Annotated in this window: 25 protein-coding genes and 1 pseudogene; 18 read left to right on the plus strand and 8 right to left on the minus strand. The window is 47.8% G+C overall.

The window, feature by feature from the left end; translation table 11 throughout:
* Positions 1-113: 113 nt before the first annotated feature.
* Positions 114-1,799 (plus strand): NAD-dependent DNA ligase LigB, encoded by a 1,686-nt coding sequence (gene ligB, locus EOS98_RS00530; protein WP_126523743.1) that lies wholly within the window; start codon positions 114-116, stop codon positions 1,797-1,799.
* On the opposite strand, the gene EOS98_RS00535 is transcribed toward ligB, so the two are convergent.
* Entirely contained in the window at positions 1,796-2,413 is a 618-nt protein-coding gene (locus tag EOS98_RS00535) for a trimeric intracellular cation channel family protein (RefSeq protein ID WP_000924334.1), read from the minus strand. The two genes, ligB and EOS98_RS00535, sit on opposite strands and share 4 nt — an antisense overlap.
* Before the next feature lie 250 nt (positions 2,414-2,663).
* On the minus strand, positions 2,664-3,545 hold the full coding sequence (locus tag EOS98_RS00545) for an HARLDQ motif MBL-fold protein (protein WP_001082961.1): 882 nt from the start codon (positions 3,543-3,545) through the stop codon (positions 2,664-2,666).
* A gap of 73 nt (positions 3,546-3,618) precedes the next feature.
* Here EOS98_RS00545 and EOS98_RS00550 point away from each other — a divergent pair, with 73 nt between their 5' ends.
* On the plus strand, positions 3,619-4,521 hold the full coding sequence (locus EOS98_RS00550) for a LysR family transcriptional regulator (protein WP_001050867.1): 903 nt from the start codon (positions 3,619-3,621) through the stop codon (positions 4,519-4,521).
* A gap of 49 nt (positions 4,522-4,570) precedes the next feature.
* On the opposite strand, the gene EOS98_RS00555 is transcribed toward EOS98_RS00550, so the two are convergent.
* A complete protein-coding gene (locus EOS98_RS00555) occupies positions 4,571-5,434 on the minus strand; it encodes a YicC/YloC family endoribonuclease (protein WP_000621352.1) in 864 nt (287 codons plus the stop codon).
* 125 nt (positions 5,435-5,559) lie between these two features.
* On the opposite strand from EOS98_RS00555, the gene rph reads away from it, so the two are divergent.
* On the plus strand, positions 5,560-6,276 hold the full coding sequence (rph, locus tag EOS98_RS00560; protein ID WP_001247078.1) for a ribonuclease PH: 717 nt from the start codon (positions 5,560-5,562) through the stop codon (positions 6,274-6,276).
* Positions 6,277-6,354: 78 nt separating this feature from the next.
* A complete protein-coding gene (gene pyrE, locus EOS98_RS00565) occupies positions 6,355-6,996 on the plus strand; it encodes an orotate phosphoribosyltransferase (protein ID WP_000806165.1) in 642 nt (213 codons plus the stop codon).
* Between the two features lie 77 nt (positions 6,997-7,073).
* Here pyrE and slmA read toward each other — a convergent pair whose 3' ends face one another.
* The 3 genes from slmA to coaBC form a co-directional block, all read right to left on the minus strand.
* Positions 7,074-7,670 (minus strand): nucleoid occlusion factor SlmA, encoded by a 597-nt coding sequence (gene slmA / locus EOS98_RS00570; protein WP_000818607.1) that lies wholly within the window; start codon positions 7,668-7,670, stop codon positions 7,074-7,076.
* 107 nt (positions 7,671-7,777) lie between these two features.
* Positions 7,778-8,236: a dUTP diphosphatase gene (gene dut / locus EOS98_RS00575; protein WP_000976078.1), complete on the minus strand. Its 459-nt coding sequence runs from the start codon at positions 8,234-8,236 to the stop codon at positions 7,778-7,780.
* A complete protein-coding gene (gene coaBC / locus EOS98_RS00580) occupies positions 8,214-9,434 on the minus strand; it encodes a bifunctional phosphopantothenoylcysteine decarboxylase/phosphopantothenate--cysteine ligase CoaBC (RefSeq protein WP_000050176.1) in 1,221 nt (406 codons plus the stop codon). Before coaBC ends, dut begins: the two co-directional genes overlap by 23 nt.
* 175 nt (positions 9,435-9,609) lie before the next feature.
* On the opposite strand from coaBC, the gene radC reads away from it, so the two are divergent.
* The 4 genes from radC (at position 9,610) to mutM (ending at position 11,824) form a co-directional block, all read left to right on the plus strand.
* The gene (gene radC / locus EOS98_RS00585) at positions 9,610-10,275 is read left to right on the plus strand and encodes a RadC family protein (RefSeq protein WP_000380129.1); all 666 of its coding nucleotides are present in this window, start codon (positions 9,610-9,612) and stop codon (positions 10,273-10,275) included.
* 217 nt (positions 10,276-10,492) lie between these two features.
* On the plus strand, positions 10,493-10,729 hold the full coding sequence (gene rpmB / locus EOS98_RS00590; protein WP_001519051.1) for a 50S ribosomal protein L28: 237 nt from the start codon (positions 10,493-10,495) through the stop codon (positions 10,727-10,729).
* Positions 10,730-10,749: 20 nt separating this feature from the next.
* The gene (gene rpmG / locus EOS98_RS00595) at positions 10,750-10,917 is read left to right on the plus strand and encodes a 50S ribosomal protein L33 (RefSeq protein ID WP_001051798.1); all 168 of its coding nucleotides are present in this window, start codon (positions 10,750-10,752) and stop codon (positions 10,915-10,917) included.
* Between the two features lie 97 nt (positions 10,918-11,014).
* Positions 11,015-11,824: a bifunctional DNA-formamidopyrimidine glycosylase/DNA-(apurinic or apyrimidinic site) lyase gene (mutM, locus tag EOS98_RS00600; protein WP_001114516.1), complete on the plus strand. Its 810-nt coding sequence runs from the start codon at positions 11,015-11,017 to the stop codon at positions 11,822-11,824.
* 27 nt (positions 11,825-11,851) lie between these two features.
* Here mutM and coaD read toward each other — a convergent pair whose 3' ends face one another.
* Together coaD and waaA are read right to left on the minus strand one after the other, a co-directional pair.
* Complete coding sequence (gene coaD / locus EOS98_RS00605; RefSeq protein ID WP_001171884.1) at positions 11,852-12,331, minus strand: pantetheine-phosphate adenylyltransferase; 480 nt, start codon at positions 12,329-12,331, stop codon at positions 11,852-11,854.
* Between the two features lie 8 nt (positions 12,332-12,339).
* Positions 12,340-13,617 carry a lipid IV(A) 3-deoxy-D-manno-octulosonic acid transferase gene (waaA, locus tag EOS98_RS00610; RefSeq protein ID WP_000891580.1) on the minus strand — a complete coding sequence of 426 codons (1,278 nt, stop codon included), beginning with the start codon at positions 13,615-13,617 and terminating at the stop codon, positions 12,340-12,342.
* A gap of 407 nt (positions 13,618-14,024) precedes the next feature.
* Between waaA and rfaQ the strand changes: the two genes are divergently transcribed.
* The 10 genes and pseudogenes from rfaQ to EOS98_RS00665 all read left to right on the plus strand — a co-directional run bounded on the left by rfaQ (position 14,025) and on the right by EOS98_RS00665 (position 23,392).
* Positions 14,025-15,095 (plus strand): lipopolysaccharide core heptosyltransferase RfaQ, encoded by a 1,071-nt coding sequence (gene rfaQ, locus EOS98_RS00615; protein WP_001519059.1) that lies wholly within the window; start codon positions 14,025-14,027, stop codon positions 15,093-15,095.
* Complete coding sequence (locus tag EOS98_RS00620; protein ID WP_001261581.1) at positions 15,092-16,216, plus strand: glycosyltransferase family 4 protein; 1,125 nt, start codon at positions 15,092-15,094, stop codon at positions 16,214-16,216. Before rfaQ ends, EOS98_RS00620 begins: the two co-directional genes overlap by 4 nt.
* Positions 16,209-17,006 (plus strand): lipopolysaccharide core heptose(I) kinase RfaP, encoded by a 798-nt coding sequence (gene rfaP, locus EOS98_RS00625; RefSeq protein ID WP_126523744.1) that lies wholly within the window; start codon positions 16,209-16,211, stop codon positions 17,004-17,006. Before EOS98_RS00620 ends, rfaP begins: the two co-directional genes overlap by 8 nt.
* 55 nt (positions 17,007-17,061) lie before the next feature.
* Positions 17,062-17,223 (plus strand): annotated as a pseudogene (locus EOS98_RS00630) (glycosyltransferase family 8 protein); the annotation flags it as partial.
* Positions 17,224-17,340: 117 nt separating this feature from the next.
* Positions 17,341-18,420, plus strand: a complete 1,080-nt coding sequence (gene waaB / locus EOS98_RS00640) for a lipopolysaccharide 1,6-galactosyltransferase (protein ID WP_126523745.1) — start codon at positions 17,341-17,343, stop codon at positions 18,418-18,420.
* 5 nt (positions 18,421-18,425) lie between these two features.
* A complete protein-coding gene (gene waaO / locus EOS98_RS00645; protein ID WP_020899385.1) occupies positions 18,426-19,439 on the plus strand; it encodes a lipopolysaccharide 3-alpha-galactosyltransferase in 1,014 nt (337 codons plus the stop codon).
* Between the two features lie 17 nt (positions 19,440-19,456).
* Entirely contained in the window at positions 19,457-20,467 is a 1,011-nt protein-coding gene (gene rfaJ, locus EOS98_RS00650; protein WP_000376867.1) for a lipopolysaccharide 1,2-glucosyltransferase RfaJ, read from the plus strand.
* A 22-nt stretch (positions 20,468-20,489) separates the two neighbouring features.
* Positions 20,490-21,188: a lipopolysaccharide core heptose(II) kinase RfaY gene (gene rfaY / locus EOS98_RS00655; RefSeq protein WP_000582809.1), complete on the plus strand. Its 699-nt coding sequence runs from the start codon at positions 20,490-20,492 to the stop codon at positions 21,186-21,188.
* 149 nt (positions 21,189-21,337) lie between these two features.
* A complete protein-coding gene (waaZ, locus tag EOS98_RS00660) occupies positions 21,338-22,147 on the plus strand; it encodes a 3-deoxy-D-manno-oct-2-ulosonate III transferase WaaZ (RefSeq protein ID WP_000536017.1) in 810 nt (269 codons plus the stop codon).
* Between the two features lie 99 nt (positions 22,148-22,246).
* Complete coding sequence (locus tag EOS98_RS00665) at positions 22,247-23,392, plus strand: lipopolysaccharide N-acetylglucosaminyltransferase (protein ID WP_024797499.1); 1,146 nt, start codon at positions 22,247-22,249, stop codon at positions 23,390-23,392.
* The last annotated feature ends 20 nt before the right edge of the window (positions 23,393-23,412 follow it).

Here is a 23,412-nt window from a genome sequence, read left to right on the forward strand (position 1 = left end):
TTGCAGCAACCCACCAAAAAATCTGGAAAGCGGCTCGGATGATGCATTTTTACCTGTCGGTTTTTATTCACTAAAGCGCTATACCTGCCGGGCAATGTGCGCAGGAGGTCGTGATGAGATTATGGAAAAGTATGGCGTGGGGAATTTTATTGTGGCATTCGCAGAGTGGGGCGCTTTGCCCGGCCTGGCCGCCAGCAAGGGCCGCTGAAGAAATCGCCCGTTTACAGCAACAGCTCGCTGACTGGAATGACATCTACTGGAAACAAGGGGTTAGCGCGGTTGACGATAGTGTGTACGACCAACTCAGCGCAAGGCTGGTTCAGTGGCAACGCTGTGTTGGTCAGGATGTTTCATCTACTCCGGTTTCACCGCCGTTAAACGGTACAACAATGCACCCTGTTGCGCACACGGGCGTACGCAAACTCGCGGACCGACAGGCGGTAGAACAGTGGATGCGCGGGCGCAGCGAGCTTTGGGTACAACCAAAAGTGGATGGTGTAGCGGTAACGCTGGTTTATCAAAACGGTAAACTGACCAGGGCTATCAGCCGGGGTAACGGACTACAAGGCGAGGACTGGACGCCAAAAATTCGCCTGATCCCCTCTATACCGCAGACAACACAAGGCGCGCTAGCTAACGCAGTGTTGCAGGGCGAAATCTTTCTACAGCGCGAGGGGCATATCCAGCAACGGATGGGCGGGATGAATGCGCGCTCGAAAGTCGCAGGAATGTTAATGCGCCAGGATAACGCCTCCGCGCTAAATTCGTTGGGTATTTTTATTTGGGCGTGGCCGGACGGTCCGGCAAATATGCCCGAAAGATTAAGCCAACTTGCTAAGGCTGGATTCAGTCTGACGAAGAAATATTCCCTGGCGGTAAAAAATGCCAGCGAGGTCGAGCGGGCGCGCCAGTCATGGCTGACGTCAGCATTACCCTTTGTAACGGATGGCGTAGTGATACGCATGGCTAAAGAACCTGCGTCACAACACTGGCGACCCGGGCAGGGCGACTGGCTGGCAGCATGGAAATATCCGCCAGTAGCGCAGGTCGCGCAAGTGAGCGCTATTCAGTTCTCGGTGGGGAAAAGCGGCAAAATTACCGTAGTAGCGTCGCTTGTCCCCGTTATATTGGATGATAAGCGGGTTCAGCGGGTCAATATCGGCTCTGTGAAACGTTGGGAAGCGTGGGATATCGCGCCGGGCGATCAGATCCTGGTGAGTCTAGCGGGGCAAGGCATTCCCCGGCTTGATGAGGTCGTCTGGCGGAGTCGTGAGCGGAGTAAGCCTGTACCGCCTGATAGCCATTTCAACTCGCTGACCTGCTTTTACGCGTCGGCAACGTGTCAGGAACAGTTTATCTCCAGGCTGGTATGGCTGGGGTCACGGTCGGCGTTGGGTCTGGACGGAATGGGCGAAGCCAGCTGGCGGGCCTTGCATCAGACGCATCGCTTTGAGCATATCTTCTCCTGGCTTGCCCTGACGTCAGCACAAATAGCCAACACGCCAGGCTTTGCTAAAGGAAAAAGCGAGCAGATATGGCGGCAATTTAACCTGGCGCGCCGGCAGCCGTTTACCCGCTGGATCATGGCGATGGATATCCCCTTAACGCAGGCCGCATTACAGGCCAGCGGCGATCGCTCATGGGAGCAGTTATTAATGCGAACAGAGCAATACTGGCGGCAGTTGCCAGCGACGGGCGAGCGTCGTGCCGGGAGAGTTATCGACTGGCGGGATAATCCGCAGATCACAACGCTGAGCAGATGGCTGGCTGCTCAGCATATTCCCGGATTTGGGTCTTAGTGCCCTTCATGGCGGTAATAAAATACCGGCAGGCCAAGTTTAAGACGTAGCGCTAATAACCTTGCTGTAAAGCCAAACAGTAGTGTAGAGATAACGACGACATCCGGATTCATGACGTAATGTTGCAGCGCAATATAGAGCACCGCCGAGGCGAACGAAATGCCGGCATATAGCTCTTTTTGAAACACCAGTGGAATGCGTTTGCAGAACATATCGCGGAGCACGCCGCCAAAGACGCCGGTAGTGACGGCGGCCACCACGGCGATAATTGGCCCTTCGCCCATATCAAGGGCTATCTGAGCGCCAATAATAGAGAAAACCACCAACCCCAGCGCGTCAAGTACCAGGAAAAGCTTGCGTAAATAGGGCATGACGGGGGCAACAATGGTGGTCAATACAGCGGCAGTCGCCACAATAATGACATATTCGGGATGCTTCACCCAACCCAGCGGATAGTGACCGAGCAGAATGTCGCGAACCGAGCCTCCACCAATGGCGGTGGCGGTAGCAATAATAATTACGCCGAATGTATCCATGCGACGACGACCCGCAGCGAGTGCGCCCGTCATGGCCTCGGCAGTGATGCCAATTAAATAAAGAACGTGCAACAGCATGATTTCCCCCTAATTTACTGGGGGCGAAGATTAACGATTTGTGCGCTGTATCACGATTGAGATTTTCTAAGGCATTACACGATTAATAAATTTTAGTAATGATTTTAAATTTATGATTAATAATTATTTATTATAAATATCAATAAATTGAACATCGTTTTTGTGGTTTATTGTATGCGAGGTTTTTCTGTTTTGACTTAGATAATTTAAAAGAACGGCGCCCTGGACGCGCCGCCGGTGAATCATTTCATTATGGCTGCTGTGCGGTAAGTTGTGTGATGAAGCGCTGGCGCGAGCGTTCCACATACTGTTGCAAGCCATTGGAATCAAAGAATGCCTGTGTATCGCCGTTGCGAAGTTGCTGTCGTTTCTCCAGTAGCCCGAAGCGGTCACCTTTGTTGGCAATAAAGATATCAACATGCTGGGCGGCCAGTGTCTTAAAGCTACCCTGAATATCAGTAACCAGGTCAGGGTAATTTTTGTTGTTAATCAGCAGATAGTCGGGCGTGGCGAGACTATCTGCGTAAATTAGCGTCTTGCCGTTGCGAAGCGTTACGCGCCAGGAAGTTGAGCCGGGCAGATGTCCAGGCGTGAATAGTGCTGTCACGGTTATCCCTCCGAGGCTGATGCTTTCCTGGTTGTGGATAATTTTATCGGTGGTGACGGGCGGAAAGGGGAGCGCATCGCCAAGCGCAAAATCCTGTCGTCCACCCCTCGCCATCTGATCGGCGTTGGGTTGGCTGGCGACCAATTGTGCGCCGCTCCACGCTTTCAAACGTGCCATGCCCCCCGCTTGATCCAGCCGCGCATGGCTATTCAACAGATAGCGCACGTCTGTGAGGCGGAATCCTGCCGCTTCAATATTCGCTTTAATTTGCGGTGCGCTTTCATCCAACCCCGCATCAATAAGAATATGCCCTGCCGGAGTGGTCAGCAGAATAGAAGAGAGATTTTCCGTGCCGACATACCACACGCCTTCTGTGATTTGAAACGGCTTTATAGGCTTAGCCCACGCTTTAAACAGTGATAACGGAGGCGCGGGTGATAACGGTTGTGAAGGATCTAATGCCGCCATGGCAGGAAGTGCTGATGTTGAAAATATACATACAAAGAATAATGCATAGCGATTCATAATGTTCTCCTGATTGAAGCGCCCGCAGTATACCTGGCAGTAATTTAGCCAGGTTCAATAAGAGAGACGTTTAATGAACTTGCTGCAAATGGATATGAACCTGTTAAAAGTACTGTATGTGCTGCTGGAGACGAGCTCTACGGGGAAAACGGCGCAAAAGCTGGCTTTGTCGCCTTCTGCGGTAAGTCATGCGCTAATGAGATTGCGCGATGCGCTAAACGATCCGTTGTTTCGACGGGAAGGGAACCGCCAGATTGCTACGCCTTATGCGCAGGCGCTGCGTGACAAATTGGCGCCTGTGTTTGTTTCGCTTAATGAGGAGCTGTTTGGCGATAAAGAGAACGGCTCCCGTTGTTTTCGGGTGGTACTTCCTCCCGCATTGAACGCGCTGCTTACGCCCGTTCTCGCAGAGAAAGGTCATCTTCATCAGGCGGTGATCGAGTGCCTTCCTTTTGCCCGCCGACCCTGGCGTGATGAACTGTTGGATAGCTCGGTTGATTTGGTGCTGGCAATTGGCGACCATCAAAAGCAGGTCAGCGCTCTGCATTACGAGCGGGTGGGGACGACGCGTTTGATCGCGGTTTATGGCGCGCCATTGCGTTCACGTCTGGAGAATGCCACAGCGTTGAATTTTGCTGATCTACAGCATTATCAACACATTTACTGTTTGCCGTGGACAAAAGAGAACAACGAACTGGACAGGCAGCAGGCTCGTGCCGGGTTTGAACGTCCGCTGACGTTTGTTTGTCATGATTACAGTCAACTTGCGCCTGCTGTCCAGTCGGCGCCGCTAATGGCGATTGTACCGCGCCCCTGGTATGAAAATTTATCCGATAAGCGCGGTCTTTTTGTCCTGCCGCTTGCCGGGGAGCAGGCGGAAGGCGCTATTTTTATGCAGTATCGGGCTTCAACGGTAGAGTGGAAGCGACGCCTTATCGACGCTATTCGCCGGAAATTAAAAACGTACTACCGATAAACGCGAGAGCCCGCATAAGGCGGGCTCTGTGACATATTGAGCGCCAGAATTATTCAATATTCTGGATTTGCTCGCGCATTTGCTCGATCAACACTTTTAATTCAATAGCGGAGTTAGTTACATCAGCGTTGATGGATTTGGAGGCCAGGGTGTTCGACTCACGGTTAAATTCTTGCATCATGAAGTCCAGACGGCGACCTACCGCCTCTTTTTTCTTCAGAATGTTGTAAGTCTCTTTGACGTGCGCTTCCAGACGATCCAGCTCTTCCGCCACATCAATGCGCTGCGCCATCATCACCAGCTCTTGCTCCAGACGGTTGTTTTCCAACTGAACCTGAGCATCTTCCAGCTTCGCGACCAGGCGTTCACGCTGCCATTGCAGGATTTCCGGCATATGCGCGCGGACTTTCGCTACTTCGGCGCTGACGCCTTCCAGACGTTGTTCAATCAGCGCTTTCAGCGCCTGGCCTTCCGTTTCGCGCGCGACGATAAAGTCATCCAGCGTACCGTCCAGTGCGGCTAAAATTTCTGCGGCAATCGCGTCCAGATCCTGCTCTTGCGCCGCCATGACACCTGGCCAGCGCAAAATATCAACCGGATTGATTTCCCCTTCGTCGCTCTGCATTTTGACCCAGTTTGCGGCGCTAACTAATTGTTTCGCGAGCTTTTCATTCAGAATAAGCTCGCCTTGCGCGCTGGCATCGGGTTCAAAACGCAGCATACATTCGACTTTGCCGCGCGTCAGGCGTGTACGAATGCGTTCGCGCACGACGGGTTCAAGACTACGGAACTGTTCCGGCAGACGAAAGTAAGTTTCCAGATAACGCTGGTTTACCGAGCGCATTTCCCAGGTCGCGCTACCCCATTCACCCTTGATTTCACGCCGGGCGTAGGCGGTCATACTGCGGATCATAGATGTTCCCGTTTTTAAAGGAGAGATGAGGGGATTATAGCTATCCAGGCCTTGTCAGGATAGGAATAACCATCGGAAGTCCGTATAATGCGCAGCCACATTCGTTTTAAGCCGGAGATCTCAATATGCGTCCAGCAGGCCGTAGCGCTAATCAGGTGCGTCCCGTAACCCTGACCCGTAACTATACAAAACACGCTGAAGGCTCGGTACTGGTCGAATTTGGAGATACCAAAGTGTTGTGCACTGCCTCCATTGAAGAGGGCGTTCCACGTTTTCTGAAAGGACAAGGCCAGGGGTGGATCACCGCAGAGTATGGCATGTTGCCTCGCGCTACCCATACCCGTAACGCGCGCGAAGCGGCAAAGGGTAAGCAGGGCGGTCGTACTATGGAAATTCAGCGTTTGATCGCGCGTGCGCTGCGTGCGGCGGTCGATCTGAAAACGCTCGGCGAATTTACCATTACGCTGGACTGCGATGTAATCCAGGCCGATGGCGGTACGCGTACAGCGTCTATTACCGGCGCCTGCGTGGCGTTGGCGGATGCGCTGAATAAATTGGTTGCCAACGGTAAGCTGAAAACCAATCCGATGAAAGGCATGGTGGCGGCGGTTTCCGTAGGCATCGTTAACGGCGAAGCGATCTGCGATCTGGAATATGTTGAAGATTCCGCCGCAGAAACCGACATGAACGTCGTGATGACTGAAGACGGCCGCATTATTGAAGTACAGGGTACCGCGGAAGGCGAGCCGTTCAGCCATGAAGAACTTCTCACTTTGTTGGCGCTGGCCCGAGGGGGAATTGAATCCATTGTGGCGACGCAGAAGGCGGCGTTAGAAAATTGATTTTAAGGCGACTGAAAAGTCGCCTTTTTTTTGTCCGTAAATTTCGTAAATGATGAAAGTAAGAAAAGGAGCGAATCCATGAAACCGTATCAGCGCCAGTTTATTGAGTTTGCGCTTAACAAGCAGGTACTAAAGTTTGGCGAGTTTACGCTGAAATCCGGGCGCAAAAGCCCCTATTTCTTCAACGCCGGGCTGTTTAATACCGGGCGCGACCTGGCGTTGTTAGGCCGTTTTTATGCCGAAGCGCTGGTGGATTCCGGTATTGAATTTGATCTGCTGTTTGGCCCCGCGTACAAAGGTATTCCGATCGCGACGACGACGGCGGTTGCGCTGGCGGAACATCACGATAAAGACCTGCCGTACTGCTTTAACCGCAAAGAGGCAAAAGATCATGGCGAAGGCGGGTGTCTGGTGGGCAGCGCGCTACAGGGCCGCGTGATGCTGGTGGATGACGTGATTACCGCAGGTACGGCGATTCGCGAGTCGATGGAGATTATTCAGGCGCACGGGGCTACGCTGGCTGGCGTACTGATTTCGCTGGATCGTCAGGAACGTGGCCGCGGCGAGATTTCCGCGATTCAGGAAGTGGAGCGCGACTATGGTTGTAAGGTTATCTCCATCATTACGCTGAAAGACCTGATTGCCTATCTGGAAGAAAAACCTGATATGGCTGAGCATCTGGCGGCTGTGCGAGCATACCGGGAAGAATTTGGCGTGTAAGCGAATTGCCCGGTGGCGCTTTACCGGGCTTATGTTTCTGTCGCCTGGATAAGGCGTGAGCCACTATCCAGTCAGCGTTACTGTAGCTGAGCGGCAATGAGCGGCCAGCGGGCGTCGAAATCGTCCGTTGGGCGGTATTTAAATTCGCTACGCACGAACCGTGAAAGCATACCTTCACAGAAGGCTAACAGTTGGCTTGCCAGCAGATTTTCATCCGTCGTGTAGCCTTCGCCTTCACGCATTCTTTTTTCTCGTAGCACCTGGCGGAGCTGCGCTTCGATGCGTTCAAAAAGCTGATTAATGCGCCCCTGCAGGCGATCCTGTTCAAACATCAGCGCGTGCCCGGTAAGAATGCGCGTCAGGCCAGGGTTGCGTTCGCCAAAACCCAGAATCAGCAGCACAATCAGGCGCAAACGCGTGCTGGTGTTTTTTTCATCTTTTAAAATCAGGTTGATACGGGTAATCAGACTATCTTCGATAAACTCAATCAGGCTATCGAACATGCGGGTCTTGCTGGGAAAATGGCGGTATAGCGCCGCTTCGGAAACGCCGACTGAGGCCGCCAGTTTTGCCGTCGTGATGCGTTGGCTTCCATCGCTGGATTCAAGCATCAGCGCCAGTGACTGAAGTATTTCTTCGCGACGATTCCTTTTCGCAGTTTGTTTTTCTGCCATGTTACAAAATACCCCTGAAAATAAGCACTTGCCAGGCGAGCACCCACGCTATAACCGCAAACTCAGCGCTTGCGGCAGTATTATGACGTTATGGGGATGCGTAAAATTTACTTACGGCCAGAATGACCGAAGCCGCCCTCGCCACGTTCGGTGGCGTCAAATGCTTCCACCAGATTAAATTCGGCCTGAACGACCGGAACAAACACCATTTGCGCGATACGTTCGCCCGGTTCAATGGTAAAACTGTCCTGACCACGGTTCCAGATCGAAACCATCAGTTGCCCCTGATAATCGGAATCAATCAGCCCGACCAGGTTGCCCAGCACGATACCATGTTTATGGCCCAGGCCCGAACGCGGCAACATGACTGCCGCCAGTGATGGATCGGCGATATGAATGGCCAGTCCGGTAGGCACCAACGTCGTTGCGCCAGGCGCCAGTTCTACGGCGTCGTCGAGACAGGCGCGCAGGTCAAGCCCGGCAGAACCAGAAGTAGCATAAGTCGGCAGCGGAAACTGCTGACCAACACGCGGGTCCAGAATCTTAACGTCGATTTTTTTCATCATAACGGGTCACGATCTCGTCGAGTAATAATTGGCCCAGGAGTTCTTTCCGCTCAAGCGGTAAGACTTTATCTCCATCCTGCCAGAAAAGGTGTAAAGCGTTTTTATCGCTATTAAATCCCTGATTTGAAAGAGAAACATCATTTGCACAAATCAGGTCAAGGTTTTTACGGATACGTTTTTGCCGGGCGTATTCTTCCACATTATTCGTTTCCGCGGCAAACCCAACAACATAGGGGCGATTGTCACTGAGTGCGGCCACCCCGGCGACAATGTCCGGGTTTTTGACCATTTTTATTAGTAATTCATCACCTTGCGCCGCCTGTTTTTTGATTTTTTCGCTGGCGATAGTCTCTGCGCGATAGTCAGCCACGGCGGCGCAGCTAATGAAAATGTGCTGCTGTTGAACGGCGGCCTGAACAGCGGCTTCCATGTCCAGCGCGGTTATGACATCAACCCGTTTTACAAAAGGCGGCGTTGGTAACGAAACGGGACCGGAGACCAGCGTGACATTTGCGCCGCGACGCGCGGCGGCCGCCGCAATAGCGAAGCCCATTTTACCTGAGCTGTGGTTGGAAATATAACGCACCGGGTCGAGCGGTTCGCGCGTCGGGCCTGCCGTAATCATGATATTAAGATGTCGCAGATCGTTGACGGCAGCGAAATGCGCGGCGGCCTTATCAACGATAACTAATGGGTCCAGCATTCGGCCTGGGCCTACATCGCCGCACGCCTGACTGCCGCTATCCGGCCCCCAAATGAACAGGCCGCGAGAGGCGAGCACCTCCAGATTATGTTGCGTGGCGGCAGCGCGGTACATCTGTTGGTTCATGGCCGGAAGAACGGCCACCGGGGCTGGCGTCGCCAGGCAGATGGTGGAGACTAAATCATTAGCCATACCCGATGCTACACGGGCGATCAGATCGGCGGTCGCGGGGGCAAGAATCACCAGGTCGGCCCATTTCCCCAACTCGATATGCCCCATCGCAGCTTCGGCGGCAGGGTCAAGCAGACTGTCGGATACGGGATAGCCCGACACTGCCTGTAAGCTCAGGGGGGTAATAAAGGCTTTTGCCGCCTCGGTCATTGCCACGCGCACGTCAGCGCCGCGCTCACGTAAACGGCGCACCAGCTCCGGCGTTTTATACGCAGCGATACCGCCGCTAACGCCGAGAACAATTTTTTTACCGGCCAGGCTCATCATGTCTTTCCTGTTGGGTGACTTTGAAAGGCGGCTATTTTATCACAATCTCTACGGCGTCGTGTCTTTGCCTGCGCTCCACTTTGCGAGGCGCTACGCAAGAACAAAATCGGGGCGTCGATCTCTCCCAAAGGCTGTGCCACTATGCCGCTTCCTTAAAAAAGGAGGTGCGCGTATGGATACGTTGGACGAATTATTACCGCGTGAAAAAATGCTCAGATCCGGCATTGCTTCCCTCAGCGACGTGGAACTGCTGGCGCTTTTTTTACGTACCGGCACGCCGGGAAAAGATGTTATGACGTTGGCAAAAGAGATATTGCAGCACTTTGGGTCGCTGTATGGCCTGCTGTCGGCGGACTTTGCGCAGTTTCGCGGCGTAAACGGCATCGGCCTGGCGAAATTCGCGCAGTTGAAAGGCATTGCTGAGCTGGCAAGGCGCTATTACAGCGTGCGCATGAATGAGGAAAGTGCGTTGCTGAGTCCGGAAATGACGCGGGAATTTCTGCAAAGCCAACTGACGGGCGAAGAGCGTGAGATCTTTCTGGTGATCTTCCTCGATGCCCAGCACCGGGTGCTTCAGCACAGCCGCCTGTTTTCCGGCACGCTTAACCACGTAGAGGTGCATCCGCGTGAGATTGTTCGGGAAGCGATTAAACTCAATGCTTCAGCGGTCATTCTGGCGCATAACCACCCTTCAGGCTGCGCAGAGCCAAGTAAAGCAGATAAACTTATCACTGAGCGCGTGATAAAGTGTTGCCAGTTTATGGATATCCGGGTGCTCGATCACCTGATAATTGGGCGCGGAGAGTACGTTTCTTTTGCCGAACGCGGCTGGATTTAAGATTCTTTGCGCGATCCATCGGGATCTTTGTCTGTTCGGGACTTGAGCATATCGCCGGGTCAGCGTATACTACGCCACCTTTGAGAATCTCGGGTTTGGCATTTGGGCCTGGCAATCGAGAGTTCAATAGAACTGCGCGATGACCAGGCTGTAAAGCCTGACGAGGCGCCGATACCCCATACGAAGCTCGAGCTAATTTGATTTTTGGAGAATAGACATGTCCCGAGTCTGCCAAGTTACTGGCAAGCGTCCGGTGACCGGTAACAACCGTTCCCACGCACTGAACGCGACTAAACGCCGTTTCCTGCCTAACCTGCACTCTCACCGTTTCTGGGTTGAGAGCGAGAAGCGTTTTGTCACCCTGCGTGTATCTGCTAAAGGTATGCGTATCATCGATAAAAAAGGCATCGAAACAGTTCTGTCTGAACTGCGTGCCCGTGGCGAAAAGTACTAAGTACTAAGAGGAAATAAATCATGGCTAAAGGTATTCGTGAGAAAATCAAGCTGGTTTCTTCTGCTGGTACTGGTCACTTCTATACCACTACGAAGAACAAACGTACTAAACCGGAAAAACTGGAACTGAAAAAATTCGATCCAGTTGTCCGTCAGCACGTGATCTACAAAGAAGCGAAAATCAAATAATTCTCGCTTTGATGTAACAAAAACCTCGCTTCGGCGGGGTTTTTTGTTTTCTGGCCGTCCCCATATTAATGAGACCTGCCACACAGCCGGAGACGTTATGCCTGAATTACCCGAAGTTGAAACCAGCCGCCGGGGTATTGAACCCCATTTAGTTGGCGCTACTATCCTGCACGCCCATATCCGTAACGGCCGTCTGCGCTGGCCGGTTTCAGACGAAATTTATCGTCTGAGCGATACACCCGTCCTTAGCGTTCAGCGTCGTGCTAAATATTTACTGCTGGAGCTGCCTGACGGCTGGATAATTATTCACCTGGGGATGTCGGGAAGCTTGCGGATACTGTCGGAAGCGCTGCCGGCGGAAAAGCACGACCATGTCGATTTGGTGATGAGCAATGGCAAAATTCTACGTTATACCGATCCTCGCCGCTTTGGCGCCTGGTTATGGACCAAAGAGCTGGAAGGGCATAACGTACTGGCGCATCTGGGACCGGAGCCGCTAAGCGATGAGTTTAATGGCGAATATTTGCGGCAGAAATGCGCGAAGAAGAAGACGGCGATTAAACCCTGGCTGATGGATAACAAGCTGGTGGTCGGCGTGGGGAATATCTACGCCAGCGAGTCGCTGTTTGCCGCTGGTATTCACCCTGACCGCCTGGCGTCGTCACTCTCGACAGAGGAGTGCGACCTGCTGGCTCGGGTGATTAAAGCCGTTTTGCTGCGCTCTATCGAACAAGGCGGGACAACGCTGAAGGATTTTCTGCAAAGCGATGGGAAACCGGGCTATTTTGCGCAGGAGTTGCAGGTGTACGGGCGCAAAGGCGAGCCGTGTCGGGTATGCGGTACGCCGATAGTCGCAACGAAACACGCACAGCGTGCGACGTTCTATTGCCGTCACTGTCAGAAGTAAAATGCCAGGCCCGGCAAGGAAGGAAACTTATTTCAACTTATCCATTAGCGCCTGATGCACATTGTCCGGCAGAAAGTGGGTCACGTCGCCCTGATGGCGCGCCACTTCTTTGACCAGCGACGATGAAATAAACGACCACTCTTTGGACGGCATCAGGAAAACGCTTTCCAGTTGCGGCATCAGATGGCGATTCATATGCGCCAACTGCATTTCATATTCAAAATCCGCCACCGCGCGCAGACCACGAATCAGGATATTCGCCTGTCTGTCGCGGGCGAAATTGGCCATCAGGTCGCTAAAGCCCACCACCTCTACGTTACCCAGGTGTGCGGTCGCTTTTTGCGCCAGCGCCACACGTTCGTCCAGGGTGAACATGGGTTTCTTACCGGGGCTGGCGGCGATGGCCAGAATGACATGGTCGAACATCTGCGTTGCGCGCGTCACAATATCGAGATGACCGTTAGTAATCGGATCAAACGTGCCTGGATAAATCGCCCGTTTTTGCATGACAGTCCTCAATGCGTTTTCGGTGGCAGATAAGGTTCCAGCAGTTGCAGCAGACGCTGGAGCGCGCCCTGATTTTGATACAGCACTTCAACTGCGTGACGTCCGTAGAAATTACGATAATCAGCGTCGGTCAGTAAAGAGGAAACTTCTTTTGCCAGCGTAGCCGCATCGGTAATCGTGATAAGTCCGCTCGCCTGATCCAGACGGGCGCAAATATCTTTAAAGTTAAAGGTATGCGGACCCATCAGTACCGGAATCGCATGAGCGGCGGCCTCCAGCGGGTTATGACCGCCGCGTTCAACCAGCGAACCACCAACAAAGGCGAGATCGGCAATGCCATAGAGCAACATTAATTCGCCCATGGTATCGCCTACCACGACCTGGGTGCTGGCGGACGGCACTTCGCCCGAAGAGCGAGTGATGTAGCTTAACCCTGCCTGACGCACAAGATTGATAGCATCCGGGAAACGCTCCGGATGGCGGGGCACCAGAATCAGTAATAAATTCGGGAATTGATGTAATAACGCCTGGTGAGCGGCGATAACGATACTCTCTTCGCCATCGTGGGTGCTGGTGGCAATCCAGACCGGACGGTGCGGCGCCCACTGGCGGCGTAGCGTAACGGCTTTAGCCGCCAACTGCGGCGTAACTGAAATATCAAATTTCAGACTGCCGGTGACCGTGACCTGATTGTTCTTCGCGCCCAAGGCCACAAAGCGTTCGCCATCTTCTTCGTTTTGCGCGGCAATCAGGGTGATACGGCGCAGGAGCGTACGGACAAACTTGCCAAGCTTCGCATAACCCGCGGCGGAGCGGGCGGAAAGCCGCGCATTAGCGATAACCAGCGGAATATGACGTTTGTGCAACGCAGCAATCAGATTTGGCCAGAGCTCAGTCTCCATGATCAATACCAGCTTAGGATCAATCTCATTGAGGAAACGATTGAGCGCATCGGGCAAATCATAAGGCAAGTAAACGTGCTGAACATCGTTGCCAAAGGCGGACTGGACGCGCTCCGAGCCGGTCGGCGTCATGGTCGTTACGGTAATAGGCAGATCGGGATAGCGATGACGTAGAGCGCGGACCAATGGGATGGCCGCCAGAGTTTCGCCCACCGAGACGGAATGCAGCATGATTCCGCCCGGTTTCAACGGACGGCGGTAGAATCCGTAGCGTTCACCCCAGCGCTTACGATAGGCCGGCGCTTTACGTCCACGCACCCAAAGCCGTATCCAGATCAGAGGCTGAATAAGGTAGAGAAGAGCGGTGTAAAGCAATTCGAGCATAGTAAATAGCTGACTTATGGATGTGCTGGGGATTCTATGTATTTAGCCTGGGCTTTACCATTACTTTTCCCATTTTTGCGCCAAATTGGCTCAGAAGCGAGGATTCCAGGCGCTGAACCCCATTATTTTTGCATTTTTACGCAATCCATTGAAATTTGCCGCCCTTGTCGCCCCAGACAATGGGAATGACCATTCACAAGAGAGGGATAAATTAATATCTCTTTGAATTTATGATTAAAAAAATGATTGTGTATAAAAATTATTCGTATCGGATTGCTGCGAAAGAAGTGTTACACTAGCGCATCTAAAATGAGTGCGGTATTAGCCATCGGGTTGCTGTGAGCCTGGGGCGGTAGCGTGCTTTTTTCTGCTTATTTATCCGGACAATTTCAACCAAAGAGTCGCTTGTGGAAAAGCCATTTCGAAGAATTCTGATTATAAAAATGCGTTTTCATGGAGACATGTTACTTACCACTCCTGTCATCAGCACGCTGAAGCAGAATTATCCCGATGCAAAAATCGATGTGCTTCTTTACCAGAACACTATACCGATATTGTCGGAAAATCCGGAGATTAATGCACTCTACGGCATCAGTAACAAAGGCGCAGGAACAAAAGAGAAGATCAAAAACGCGCTATCGTTAATCAAAAAATTGCGTGCTAACTCGTATGATCTGGTCGTCAATCTCACCGATCAGTGGAGCGTGGCGCTTATTGTGCGTTTTTTAAACGCAAAAATAAAAATCTCGCAGGATTTCGGTAATCGTCAGTCTGCTTTATGGAAAAAGAGCTTTACGCATTTAGTACCTTATGCGGGAGAACATGCTGTTGAGCGCACATTATCCGCGCTAAAGCCGTTAGCGCTAAAACAGTATGTCACGGAAACCACCATGAGCTATCGCCCGGAACATTGGGAAAACATGCGACAACAGCTCAAACAACTTGGTGTGACCCGACAATATGTTGTTATTCAGCCTACGGCACGGCAGCTATTTAAGTGCTGGGATAATGATAAATTCTCGCAGGTTATTGATGCCGTGCAGCGCCGCGGTTATCAAGTTGTACTGACGTCAGGCCCGGCCGCAGACGAGATGGCCTGCGTGGATGCTATTGCACGCGGCTGTGAAACAAAACCGGTTACTGGTCTGGCGGGTAAAACTCGCTTTCCTGAATTGGGCGCGTTGATTGACCATGCGGATCTCTTTATCGGCGTTGATTCGGCCCCTGGTCATATTGCCGCAGCAGTCAAAACGCCGGTCATTTGCCTTTTCGGCGCGACGGATCATGTGTTCTGGCGTCCCTGGACCGACGACATCATTCAGTTTTGGGCAGGAAATTATCAGCCGATGCCTGAACGGCATGAGCTTGATCGTAATAAAAAATACCTTTCCGTGATTCCGGCTGAAGATGTTATCGCCGCGACGGAAAAAATGCTGCCGCATGAGGCACGCGCCATAGATTTGGACAGCCTGCTATGAGAGTTGCCTTTTGCTTATATAAGTATTTTCCTTTTGGCGGTCTGCAGCGTGATTTTATGCGCATTGCCCAAACCGTGGCGGCGCGAGGGCATCAGGTTCGTGTTTATACTCAGTCATGGGAAGGGGAATGCCCGGATAACTTTGAATTAATCCGCGTGCCGGTTAAATCCCGGACGAACCACGGTCGTAACGCAGAATATTATGCCTGGGTGCAACACCATTTGCGCGACCATCCTGTCGATCGGGTGGTTGGGTTCAATAAGATGCCAGGCCTTGATGTGTATTACGCCGCAGACGTGTGTTACGCCGAAAAAGTCGCACAGGAAAAAGGTTTTTTCTATCGCCTGACATCACGCTATCGGCATTATGCTGCTTTTGAACGCGCCACGTTTGAACACGGCAAGCAGACGCAACTATTAATGCTGACGAATAAGCAGATTGCTGACTTCCAAAAACATTATCAGACTGAAGCGGAGCGTTTCCATATTCTTCCTCCGGGGATTTACCCGGACAGAAAATATAGCCAACAGATCCCGAACAGTCGTCAAATTTATCGTCAGAAAAATGGTATCTCAGAACAGCAAAAATTACTGTTGCAAGTAGGGTCTGACTTCACCCGTAAAGGTGTGGATCGCTCTATTGAAGCGCTGGCATCGCTACCCGAATCTTTACGGCAAAATACGGTGCTCTATGTTGTCGGGCAGGATAAGCCGAAGAAGTTTGCAGCACTGGCTGAAAGAAGCGGCGTCGGCACGAATGTGCATTTTTTCTCCGGACGTAATGATATCGCGGAGTTAATGGCGGCAGCCGACCTTTTACTGCATCCAGCCTATCAGGAAGCTGCAGGTATTGTTTTGCTGGAAGCCATTACTGCTGGTTTGCCGGTACTGACAACCGCGGTGTGCGGTTATGCACATTATATTGTGGATGCAAACTGTGGCGAAGCGATGACTGAACCATTCCGCCAGGATGCGTTAAATGAGGTTTTACTCAAAGCGCTGACACAGCCTTCCTTACGCAACGCCTGGGCTGAAAATGCGCGGTATTATGCTGATACCCAGGATTTATACAGCTTACCGGAGAAGGCCGCAGATATTATTACAGGTGATTTAGATGGTTGAGCTGAAAGCGCCGTTAACCTCACTATGGCGCGGTAAAGATGCTTTTGAGGAAGTAAAAACGTTACAGGGCGAAGTGTTCAGAGAGCTGGAGACGCGTCGAACATTGCGGTTTGAGCTGGACGGTAAAAGCTACTTCCTGAAGTGGCATAAAGGTACTTCGCTGAAAGAAATTGTGAAGAACCTGATTTCGTTACGTATGCCTGTTCTGGGCGCTGACAGAGAATGGCACGCCATTCATCGTCTACATGAGCTGGGTGTTGATACGATGCACGGCGTTGGTTTTGGTGAAAAAGGCGTAAACCCGCTAACCAGAACATCATTTATTATCACCGAAGATTTAACGCCTACCATTAGCCTTGAAGACTACTGCGCTGACTGGGCTGTTAATCCACCGGACGCGCAGGTGAAGTGGATGATCATTAAGCGTGTTGCGACTATGGTACGTAAAATACACGCCGGGGGAATTAACCATCGCGACTGTTATATTTGCCACTTTCTTCTGCATTTACCTTTCACTGGTCGCGAAGAGGATTTAAAAATCTCCGTAATCGACCTGCATCGCGCGCAGATACGCCAGCGCGTTCCCCTTCGCTGGCGTGACAAAGATTTAATTGGGCTTTATTTTTCTTCAATGAATATTGGCCTGACTCAGCGAGATATATTCCGGTTTATGCGTGAGTATTTCTCTCTCCCCCTGCGAGAGATTTTGCAAAAAGAATCGGGGTTGATTCATCAGGCGGATGTTAAAGCCGCTCGAATTAAAGAAAGAACAATAAGAAAAAATCTGTAATTATAATAATTATGCACTCAGTGAGTAATTTATGAGTGAGACAAGGATAGACAGAATGTCTGACATTAAAAGTTATATTTCAAACCAAAAAAACATAATTCAACATGATGATTTTTTTGGAAGAAGACTGGACATTGCTCTTTGCTTTGATCATGGTTTTATAATGCCAGGAGGTGTGGCAATATATTCCATTATCGAAAATAATAAAGATATTGAATACGCCTTAAAGCCAAAAGAGAGATGTCAGGTAAAAATTACTCTATAGGGTTATATTACTATTTTTGCTATTTAATATCTAAAGTCTTTAGATTAAGGTTTTAACTCTGGAGTATATATGAAAATAGCTTTTATTGGCGAAGCGGTATCCGGTTTTGGAGGGATGGAAACCGTTATTAGCAACGTTATCCATACGTTTGAAAATAGCTCTCCGAAGATCAACTGTGAAATGTTTTTCTTTTGTCGTAATGACAAAATGGATAAAGCATGGCTAAAAGAGATTAAATATGCGCAATCATTCTCAAATATAAAATTAAGTTTTCTTCGTCGAGCTAAGCATGTTTATAATTTTAGTCAGTGGCTGAAAGAAACGTCACCGGATATTGTGATATGTATTGATGTCATCTCATGTCTTTATGCCAATAAAGCACGAAAGAAAAGTGGTAAACAGTTTATTATTTTCTCGTGGCCACATTTTTCGCTCGACCATAAAAAACATGCAGAATGTATAACGTACGCGGATTATCATCTGGCCATCAGTAGTGGTATTAAAGAACAGATGATGACACGGGGTATCTCAGCGCAAGATATTAGCGTCGTTTATAATCCTGTCTCTATTAAAACAATCATTGTGCCGCCGCCTGAGCGCGATAAACCCGCTGTATTTCTCTATGTAGGGCGTCTTAAATTTGAAGGGCAGAAAAGAGTTAAAGATTTATTTGATGGCTTAGCTCGTACGACAGGGGAATGGCAGCTACATATTATTGGTGATGGCTCAGATTTTGAAAAGTGCCAGGCCTATAGTCGGGAGCTTGGTATTGAGCAGCGTGTAATCTGGTATGGTTGGCAAAGCGAGCCGTGGCAAGTCGTACAGCAAAAAATAAAAAATGTCACCGCGTTACTACTTACCTCTGCATTTGAGGGATTTCCTATGACCCTGCTGGAAGCAATGTCATATGGAATTCCGTGTATTAGTTCTGATTGTATGTCTGGTCCGCGCGATATGATTAAACCCGGTTTGAATGGTGAGCTTTATACCCCGGGGGCTATAGATGATTTTGTAGGACACCTTAATCGTGTTATTTCTGGTGAAGTAAAATATCAGCATGATATTATTCCCGGCACGATTGAGAGATTTTACGATGTGCTATATTTTAAAAATTTTAATAATGCGATATTCTCGAAATTACAAAAGTGATCACTATGAGCAGAAAATATTTTGAAGAAGAAGTCATTCAACAGACTTTAGATTATAACTATGCACAACATAGTGATGCTGATAAATTTAATATAGCTTATGGGATTGATAAAAACTTTCTTTTTGGCTGTGGTGTCTCTATTGCATCGGTTCTCCTCGCTAACCCAGATAAGACGTTAGCTTTCCATGTTTTTACCGATTTCTTTGACTCTGAAGACCAGCAGCGATTTGAGGCATTAGCAAAACAGTACGCTACGCAGATTGTTGTTTACCTAATCGACTGTGAGCGCTTAAAATCGCTACCCAGTACCAAAAACTGGACCTATGCAACATACTTTAGATTCATTATCGCCGATTATTTTTCAGATAAAACAGATAGAGTACTTTATCTGGATGCAGATATTGCATGTAAGGGGAGTATTCAGGAACTTATTGATCTTAATTTCGCTGAAAATGAGATTGCTGCTGTCGTTGCTGAAGGCGAGTTGGAATGGTGGACTAAGCGCTCGGTTAGCCTGGCAACGCCTGGGCTGGTTTCTGGCTATTTTAATGCCGGTTTTATTTTAATTAACATACCTCTTTGGACCGCAGAAAATATCTCTAAGAAAGCGATTGAAATGCTAAAAGATCCGGAGGTAGTACAGCGCATAACGCACCTTGATCAGGATGTATTAAATATATTGTTAGTGAATAAAGCGCGTTTTGTTGATAAAAAATTTAATACACAATTTAGTCTTAACTATGAATTAAAAGATTCAGTTATTAATCCAGTCGATGCTGAGACTGTATTTGTTCATTATATCGGACCAACGAAGCCCTGGCATAGTTGGGGGGCTTACCCTGTGTCACAATATTTTTTACAGGCTAAGAGCAACTCACCATGGTCTCATTGTGCACTTTTAAATCCAGTCACTAGCCATCAGTTACGTTATGCGGCAAAGCATATGTTTAATCAGAAGCATTATACTTCGGGTGTAAATTATTATATAGCCTACTTTAAACGTAAACTTCTTGAATAAAACCCATAGGTGATGTAATGGATTCATTTCCTGAGATAGAAATAGCTGAATATAAAGTTTTTGATGAAAGTAATAATAATGATGATAACGTATTAAACATTTCTTATGGCGTTGATGAAAACTATCTTGATGGTGTGGGGGTATCAATCGCTTCAGTTGTATTAAACAATAATATCCCGCTCGCTTTTCACATTATTTGTGATTCATACTCCCCGTGTTTTGTAAAATATATAGAGCGTTTAGCCGTACAGCATCACATAAAAATTTCTCTTTATCTTATTAAAGTAGAAAGCCTTGAGGTATTGCCTCAAACTAAAGTATGGTCGAGAGCAATGTATTTTCGTTTATTTGCTTTCGATTATCTCAGCAAGAAGGTAAACACCTTACTTTATTTGGATGCCGATGTTGTATGCAAAGGATCTTTGCAAGATCTTCTACAGCTTGATCTGACAGAGAAGATTGCTGCGGTCGTAAAAGATGTTGATTCCATCCAGAATAAGGTAAATGAGAGATTAAGCGCTTTTAATTTACAAGGTGGTTATTTTAACTCCGGCGTGGTTTTTGTTAACCTGAAATTATGGCAAGAGAATGCCTTAACCAAAAAGGCATTTTTACTTTTGGCAGGTAAAGAGGCTGACTCTTTTAAATATCCCGATCAGGATGTTTTGAATATTCTCCTACAGGATAAAGTCATTTTTCTACCGCGACCGTATAATACCATTTATACTATTAAAAGTGAGTTGAAAGATAAGTCACATAAAAAATATAGCAATATAATTAATGATAATACTATTTTAATTCATTATACGGGTGCTACAAAACCATGGCATGCCTGGGCAAATTATCCTTCAGTTATCTATTATAAAAATGCACGACTTAACTCGCCCTGGAAGGATTTTCCCGCAAAAGATGCGCGTACCATAGTCGAATTTAAGAAGCGATATAAACATCTTCTCGTGCAGGGTCATTATTTTAAAGGCCTTATGGCTGGAAGCGCATATCTTTATCGTAAACTTTTCCACAAATAATTCCCCTCCCCAAATCTCCATTATGATTATTGAAAAAAAGATTAAAAACTATACCGTCTTTGTCAAAAAAGACGGTGAAAAATACATTGAGATATTCAAAGATTTTCTATCTTATAATCATCAGGTTATTAAAGTCTTTCGTAATATAGAAGATACAAAAGTTGTATTGATTAATACAGACTACGGAAAATATATTCTCAAAGTATTTAGTCCAAAAGTAAAAAATACTGAACGCTTTTTCAAATCGTTAGTAAAAGGAGATTACTACGAAAAGCTTTTTCATCAGACAGATCGTGTGCGGCGTGAAGGGTTTGCGGCGCTTAATGATTTTTACCTGCTGGCGGAAATTAAAACATTACGCTATGTAAAAACATACGTGATGATAATTGAGTATATTGAAGGTATTGAACTTGTTGATATGCCAGAAATTTCTGACGAGGTGAGAGGGAAAATCAAACAGTCGATATATTCTCTGCATCAGCATGGTATGGTTTCGGGCGATCCCCATAAAGGTAACTTTATCCTGCAAGGCAATGAGATCAGAATTATCGATTTGTCCGGAAAAAGACCTTCCAGACAACGAAAAGCAAAGGATCGTATTGATTTAGAAAGACATTATGGTATCAAAAATAATGTGAGAGATATCGGATTTTACTTATTGATTTATAAGAAAAAACTTCGAAATTTCTTGCGTCGTATTAAGGGTAAGGAAAAGCGCTGATCAATGTAGCACGTTTGGTTTAATTTAAGGGGCTGACTGACTTTTATTTGCTGCAGCGTTATGACATACTTGAGAGAATTTGAGATGTAATATTAGTTATTGAATATAACATTTATTTATAGGTTGCATGATAAACATACGAGTTTTTTATGGGCAGCGTTAACTTCATAACTCACGCCGATGTTCTGCAACTTATTGCGAAAAGAACGGCTGAAGATTGTATTATTTTTCTTTCTGGTCCTACGTCCAGAAAAACGCCGCTGTCCTTGTTACGAATGAAAGATGTCATTGCAGTCAATGGTTCTGTTCAATATTTGCTAAACAATAACGTCAAGCCATTTTTGTACCTTCTGACGGATGTTCGCTTCCTCCATCGTCGGCGCGAAGATTTTTATAACTTTAGCCGTAACAGTCAGTTCACTATCGTCAATCTTGATGTGTACGAACAGGCTTCAGTGGATGATCAAAAATATATTGAAGAAAACTGTTTAATTATTCGCTCCTTTTATCGCCGAGAAAAAGGGGGTTTTTTAAAGAAAATTAAATTTAATATCCTCAAGCGGGTTCATAAAGCATTACTTATTTCAGTTCCTCTTTCGAAAAGAGGACGGCTGGCTGGATTTTGCAAGGATATCAGCATCGGGTATTGCTCTTGTCATACTATTGCTTATACCGCTATTCAGGTTGCCTATTCCCTCAAGTATGGACGTATTATATGTTCTGGGCTTGACTTAACAGGAAGTTGCCCACGTTTCTATGACGAATCTACCAGCCCTATGCCATCTGAACTTAGTAAAGACCTGTTTAAAATACTGCCATTTTTTACTTTTATGAGAAAAAATGTGAGTGATTTAAATATCTTTAATTTATCAGATGATACTGCAATTCATTACGATATTATTCCATATATTACAGCCTCGGAACTTGAGGATGAAATATATTACGATAAAATTGTCTAGACACTAGATAAATCATTATTTTGCGTTGCTTCGGCACGCATTTCTTTTTCTATAACATTTCTTTTTCTATAAAGTTAACTATTCTGGATTATAGCTATTATGATTAAAAAAATCATATTTACTGTTACTCCTATATTTTCAATTCCTCCTCGTGGTGCGGCTGCGGTAGAAACCTGGATTTACCAGGTTGCAAAACGACTATCAATACCGAGTGCTATTGCTTGTATAAAGAATGCTGGCTATCCTGAATATAATAAAATAAACGATAACTGTGATATTCATTACATTGGGTTTAGTAAAGTTTATAAGCGTCTTTTTCAGAAATGGACTCGTCTCGACCCACTACCCTATTCCCAGCGCGTCCTTAATATTAGAGATAAAGTGACTACCCAGGAAGATAGCGTCATTGTTATTCATAATAGTATGAAACTGTATCGGCAGATCAGAGAGCGCAATCCGAATGCAAAACTGGTTATGCACATGCATAACGCATTTGAACCAGAACTTCCTGATAACGATGCAAAAATTATCGTGCCCAGTCAGTTTCTTAAAGCGTTTTATGAAGAAAGATTGCCCGCCGCTGCTGTTAGTATTGTACCTAATGGTTTTTGTGCTGAGACTTATAAAAGAAACCCACAAGATAATCTTCGTCAGCAATTAAATATTGCGGAAGATGCCACCGTTCTCTTATATGCCGGGAGAATTTCGCCTGATAAAGGCATCCTGTTGCTTTTGCAGGCGTTCAAACAATTACGTACCTTAAGAAGTAATATTAAACTTGTCGTTGTTGGCGATCCTTATGCAAGCCGCAAGGGTGAAAAAGCAGAGTATCAAAAGAAAGTACTGGACGCCGCAAAAGAGATTGGAACGGATTGTATTATGGCTGGGGGGCAATCTCCCGACCAGATGCATAACTTCTATCATATAGCCGATCTGGTTATTGTGCCGTCTCAGGTTGAAGAAGCATTTTGCATGGTGGCTGTAGAAGCGATGGCAGCAGGAAAAGCGGTTCTTGCCAGCAAAAAAGGGGGGATTAGCGAATTTGTGTTAGATGGCATAACGGGCTATCACCTCGCAGAGCCTATGTCGAGCGACAGTATAATTAATGATATTAACCGTGCGCTTGCTGATGAGGAACGCCACCAGATTGCCGAAAAAGCAAAATCCCTGGTGTTTTCAAAATACAGTTGGGAAAATGTAGCGCAGCGTTTCGAGGAACAAATGAAAAGCTGGTTTGATAAGTGATTGAGCCCGGATGATGAAAA

The organism is Salmonella sp. SSDFZ69 (genome assembly GCF_004010755.1).
GTDB classification, from domain to species: Bacteria; Pseudomonadota; Gammaproteobacteria; order Enterobacterales; family Enterobacteriaceae; genus Salmonella; species Salmonella enterica.

What these genes read in the sequence shown, in the direction of transcription:
- ligB (WP_126523743.1), top strand. Translation starts at nt 114, where the DNA reads ATGAGATTATGGAAAAGTATGGCGTGGGGAATTTTATTGTGGCATTCG.
- EOS98_RS00535 (WP_000924334.1), bottom strand. Translation starts at nt 2,413, where the DNA reads ATGCTGTTGCACGTTCTTTATTTAATTGGCATCACTGCCGAGGCCATG.
- EOS98_RS00545 (WP_001082961.1), bottom strand. Translation starts at nt 3,545, where the DNA reads ATGAATCGCTATGCATTATTCTTTGTATGTATATTTTCAACATCAGCA.
- EOS98_RS00550 (WP_001050867.1), top strand. Translation starts at nt 3,619, where the DNA reads ATGAACTTGCTGCAAATGGATATGAACCTGTTAAAAGTACTGTATGTG.
- EOS98_RS00555 (WP_000621352.1), bottom strand. Translation starts at nt 5,434, where the DNA reads ATGATCCGCAGTATGACCGCCTACGCCCGGCGTGAAATCAAGGGTGAA.
- rph (WP_001247078.1), top strand. Translation starts at nt 5,560, where the DNA reads ATGCGTCCAGCAGGCCGTAGCGCTAATCAGGTGCGTCCCGTAACCCTG.
- pyrE (WP_000806165.1), top strand. Translation starts at nt 6,355, where the DNA reads ATGAAACCGTATCAGCGCCAGTTTATTGAGTTTGCGCTTAACAAGCAG.
- slmA (WP_000818607.1), bottom strand. Translation starts at nt 7,670, where the DNA reads ATGGCAGAAAAACAAACTGCGAAAAGGAATCGTCGCGAAGAAATACTT.
- dut (WP_000976078.1), bottom strand. Translation starts at nt 8,236, where the DNA reads ATGATGAAAAAAATCGACGTTAAGATTCTGGACCCGCGTGTTGGTCAG.
- coaBC (WP_000050176.1), bottom strand. Translation starts at nt 9,434, where the DNA reads ATGAGCCTGGCCGGTAAAAAAATTGTTCTCGGCGTTAGCGGCGGTATC.
- radC (WP_000380129.1), top strand. Translation starts at nt 9,610, where the DNA reads ATGGATACGTTGGACGAATTATTACCGCGTGAAAAAATGCTCAGATCC.
- rpmB (WP_001519051.1), top strand. Translation starts at nt 10,493, where the DNA reads ATGTCCCGAGTCTGCCAAGTTACTGGCAAGCGTCCGGTGACCGGTAAC.
- rpmG (WP_001051798.1), top strand. Translation starts at nt 10,750, where the DNA reads ATGGCTAAAGGTATTCGTGAGAAAATCAAGCTGGTTTCTTCTGCTGGT.
- mutM (WP_001114516.1), top strand. Translation starts at nt 11,015, where the DNA reads ATGCCTGAATTACCCGAAGTTGAAACCAGCCGCCGGGGTATTGAACCC.
- coaD (WP_001171884.1), bottom strand. Translation starts at nt 12,331, where the DNA reads ATGCAAAAACGGGCGATTTATCCAGGCACGTTTGATCCGATTACTAAC.
- waaA (WP_000891580.1), bottom strand. Translation starts at nt 13,617, where the DNA reads ATGCTCGAATTGCTTTACACCGCTCTTCTCTACCTTATTCAGCCTCTG.
- EOS98_RS00620 (WP_001261581.1), top strand. Translation starts at nt 15,092, where the DNA reads ATGAGAGTTGCCTTTTGCTTATATAAGTATTTTCCTTTTGGCGGTCTG.
- rfaP (WP_126523744.1), top strand. Translation starts at nt 16,209, where the DNA reads ATGGTTGAGCTGAAAGCGCCGTTAACCTCACTATGGCGCGGTAAAGAT.
- waaB (WP_126523745.1), top strand. Translation starts at nt 17,341, where the DNA reads ATGAAAATAGCTTTTATTGGCGAAGCGGTATCCGGTTTTGGAGGGATG.
- waaO (WP_020899385.1), top strand. Translation starts at nt 18,426, where the DNA reads ATGAGCAGAAAATATTTTGAAGAAGAAGTCATTCAACAGACTTTAGAT.
- rfaJ (WP_000376867.1), top strand. Translation starts at nt 19,457, where the DNA reads ATGGATTCATTTCCTGAGATAGAAATAGCTGAATATAAAGTTTTTGAT.
- rfaY (WP_000582809.1), top strand. Translation starts at nt 20,490, where the DNA reads ATGATTATTGAAAAAAAGATTAAAAACTATACCGTCTTTGTCAAAAAA.
- waaZ (WP_000536017.1), top strand. Translation starts at nt 21,338, where the DNA reads ATGGGCAGCGTTAACTTCATAACTCACGCCGATGTTCTGCAACTTATT.
- EOS98_RS00665 (WP_024797499.1), top strand. Translation starts at nt 22,247, where the DNA reads ATGATTAAAAAAATCATATTTACTGTTACTCCTATATTTTCAATTCCT.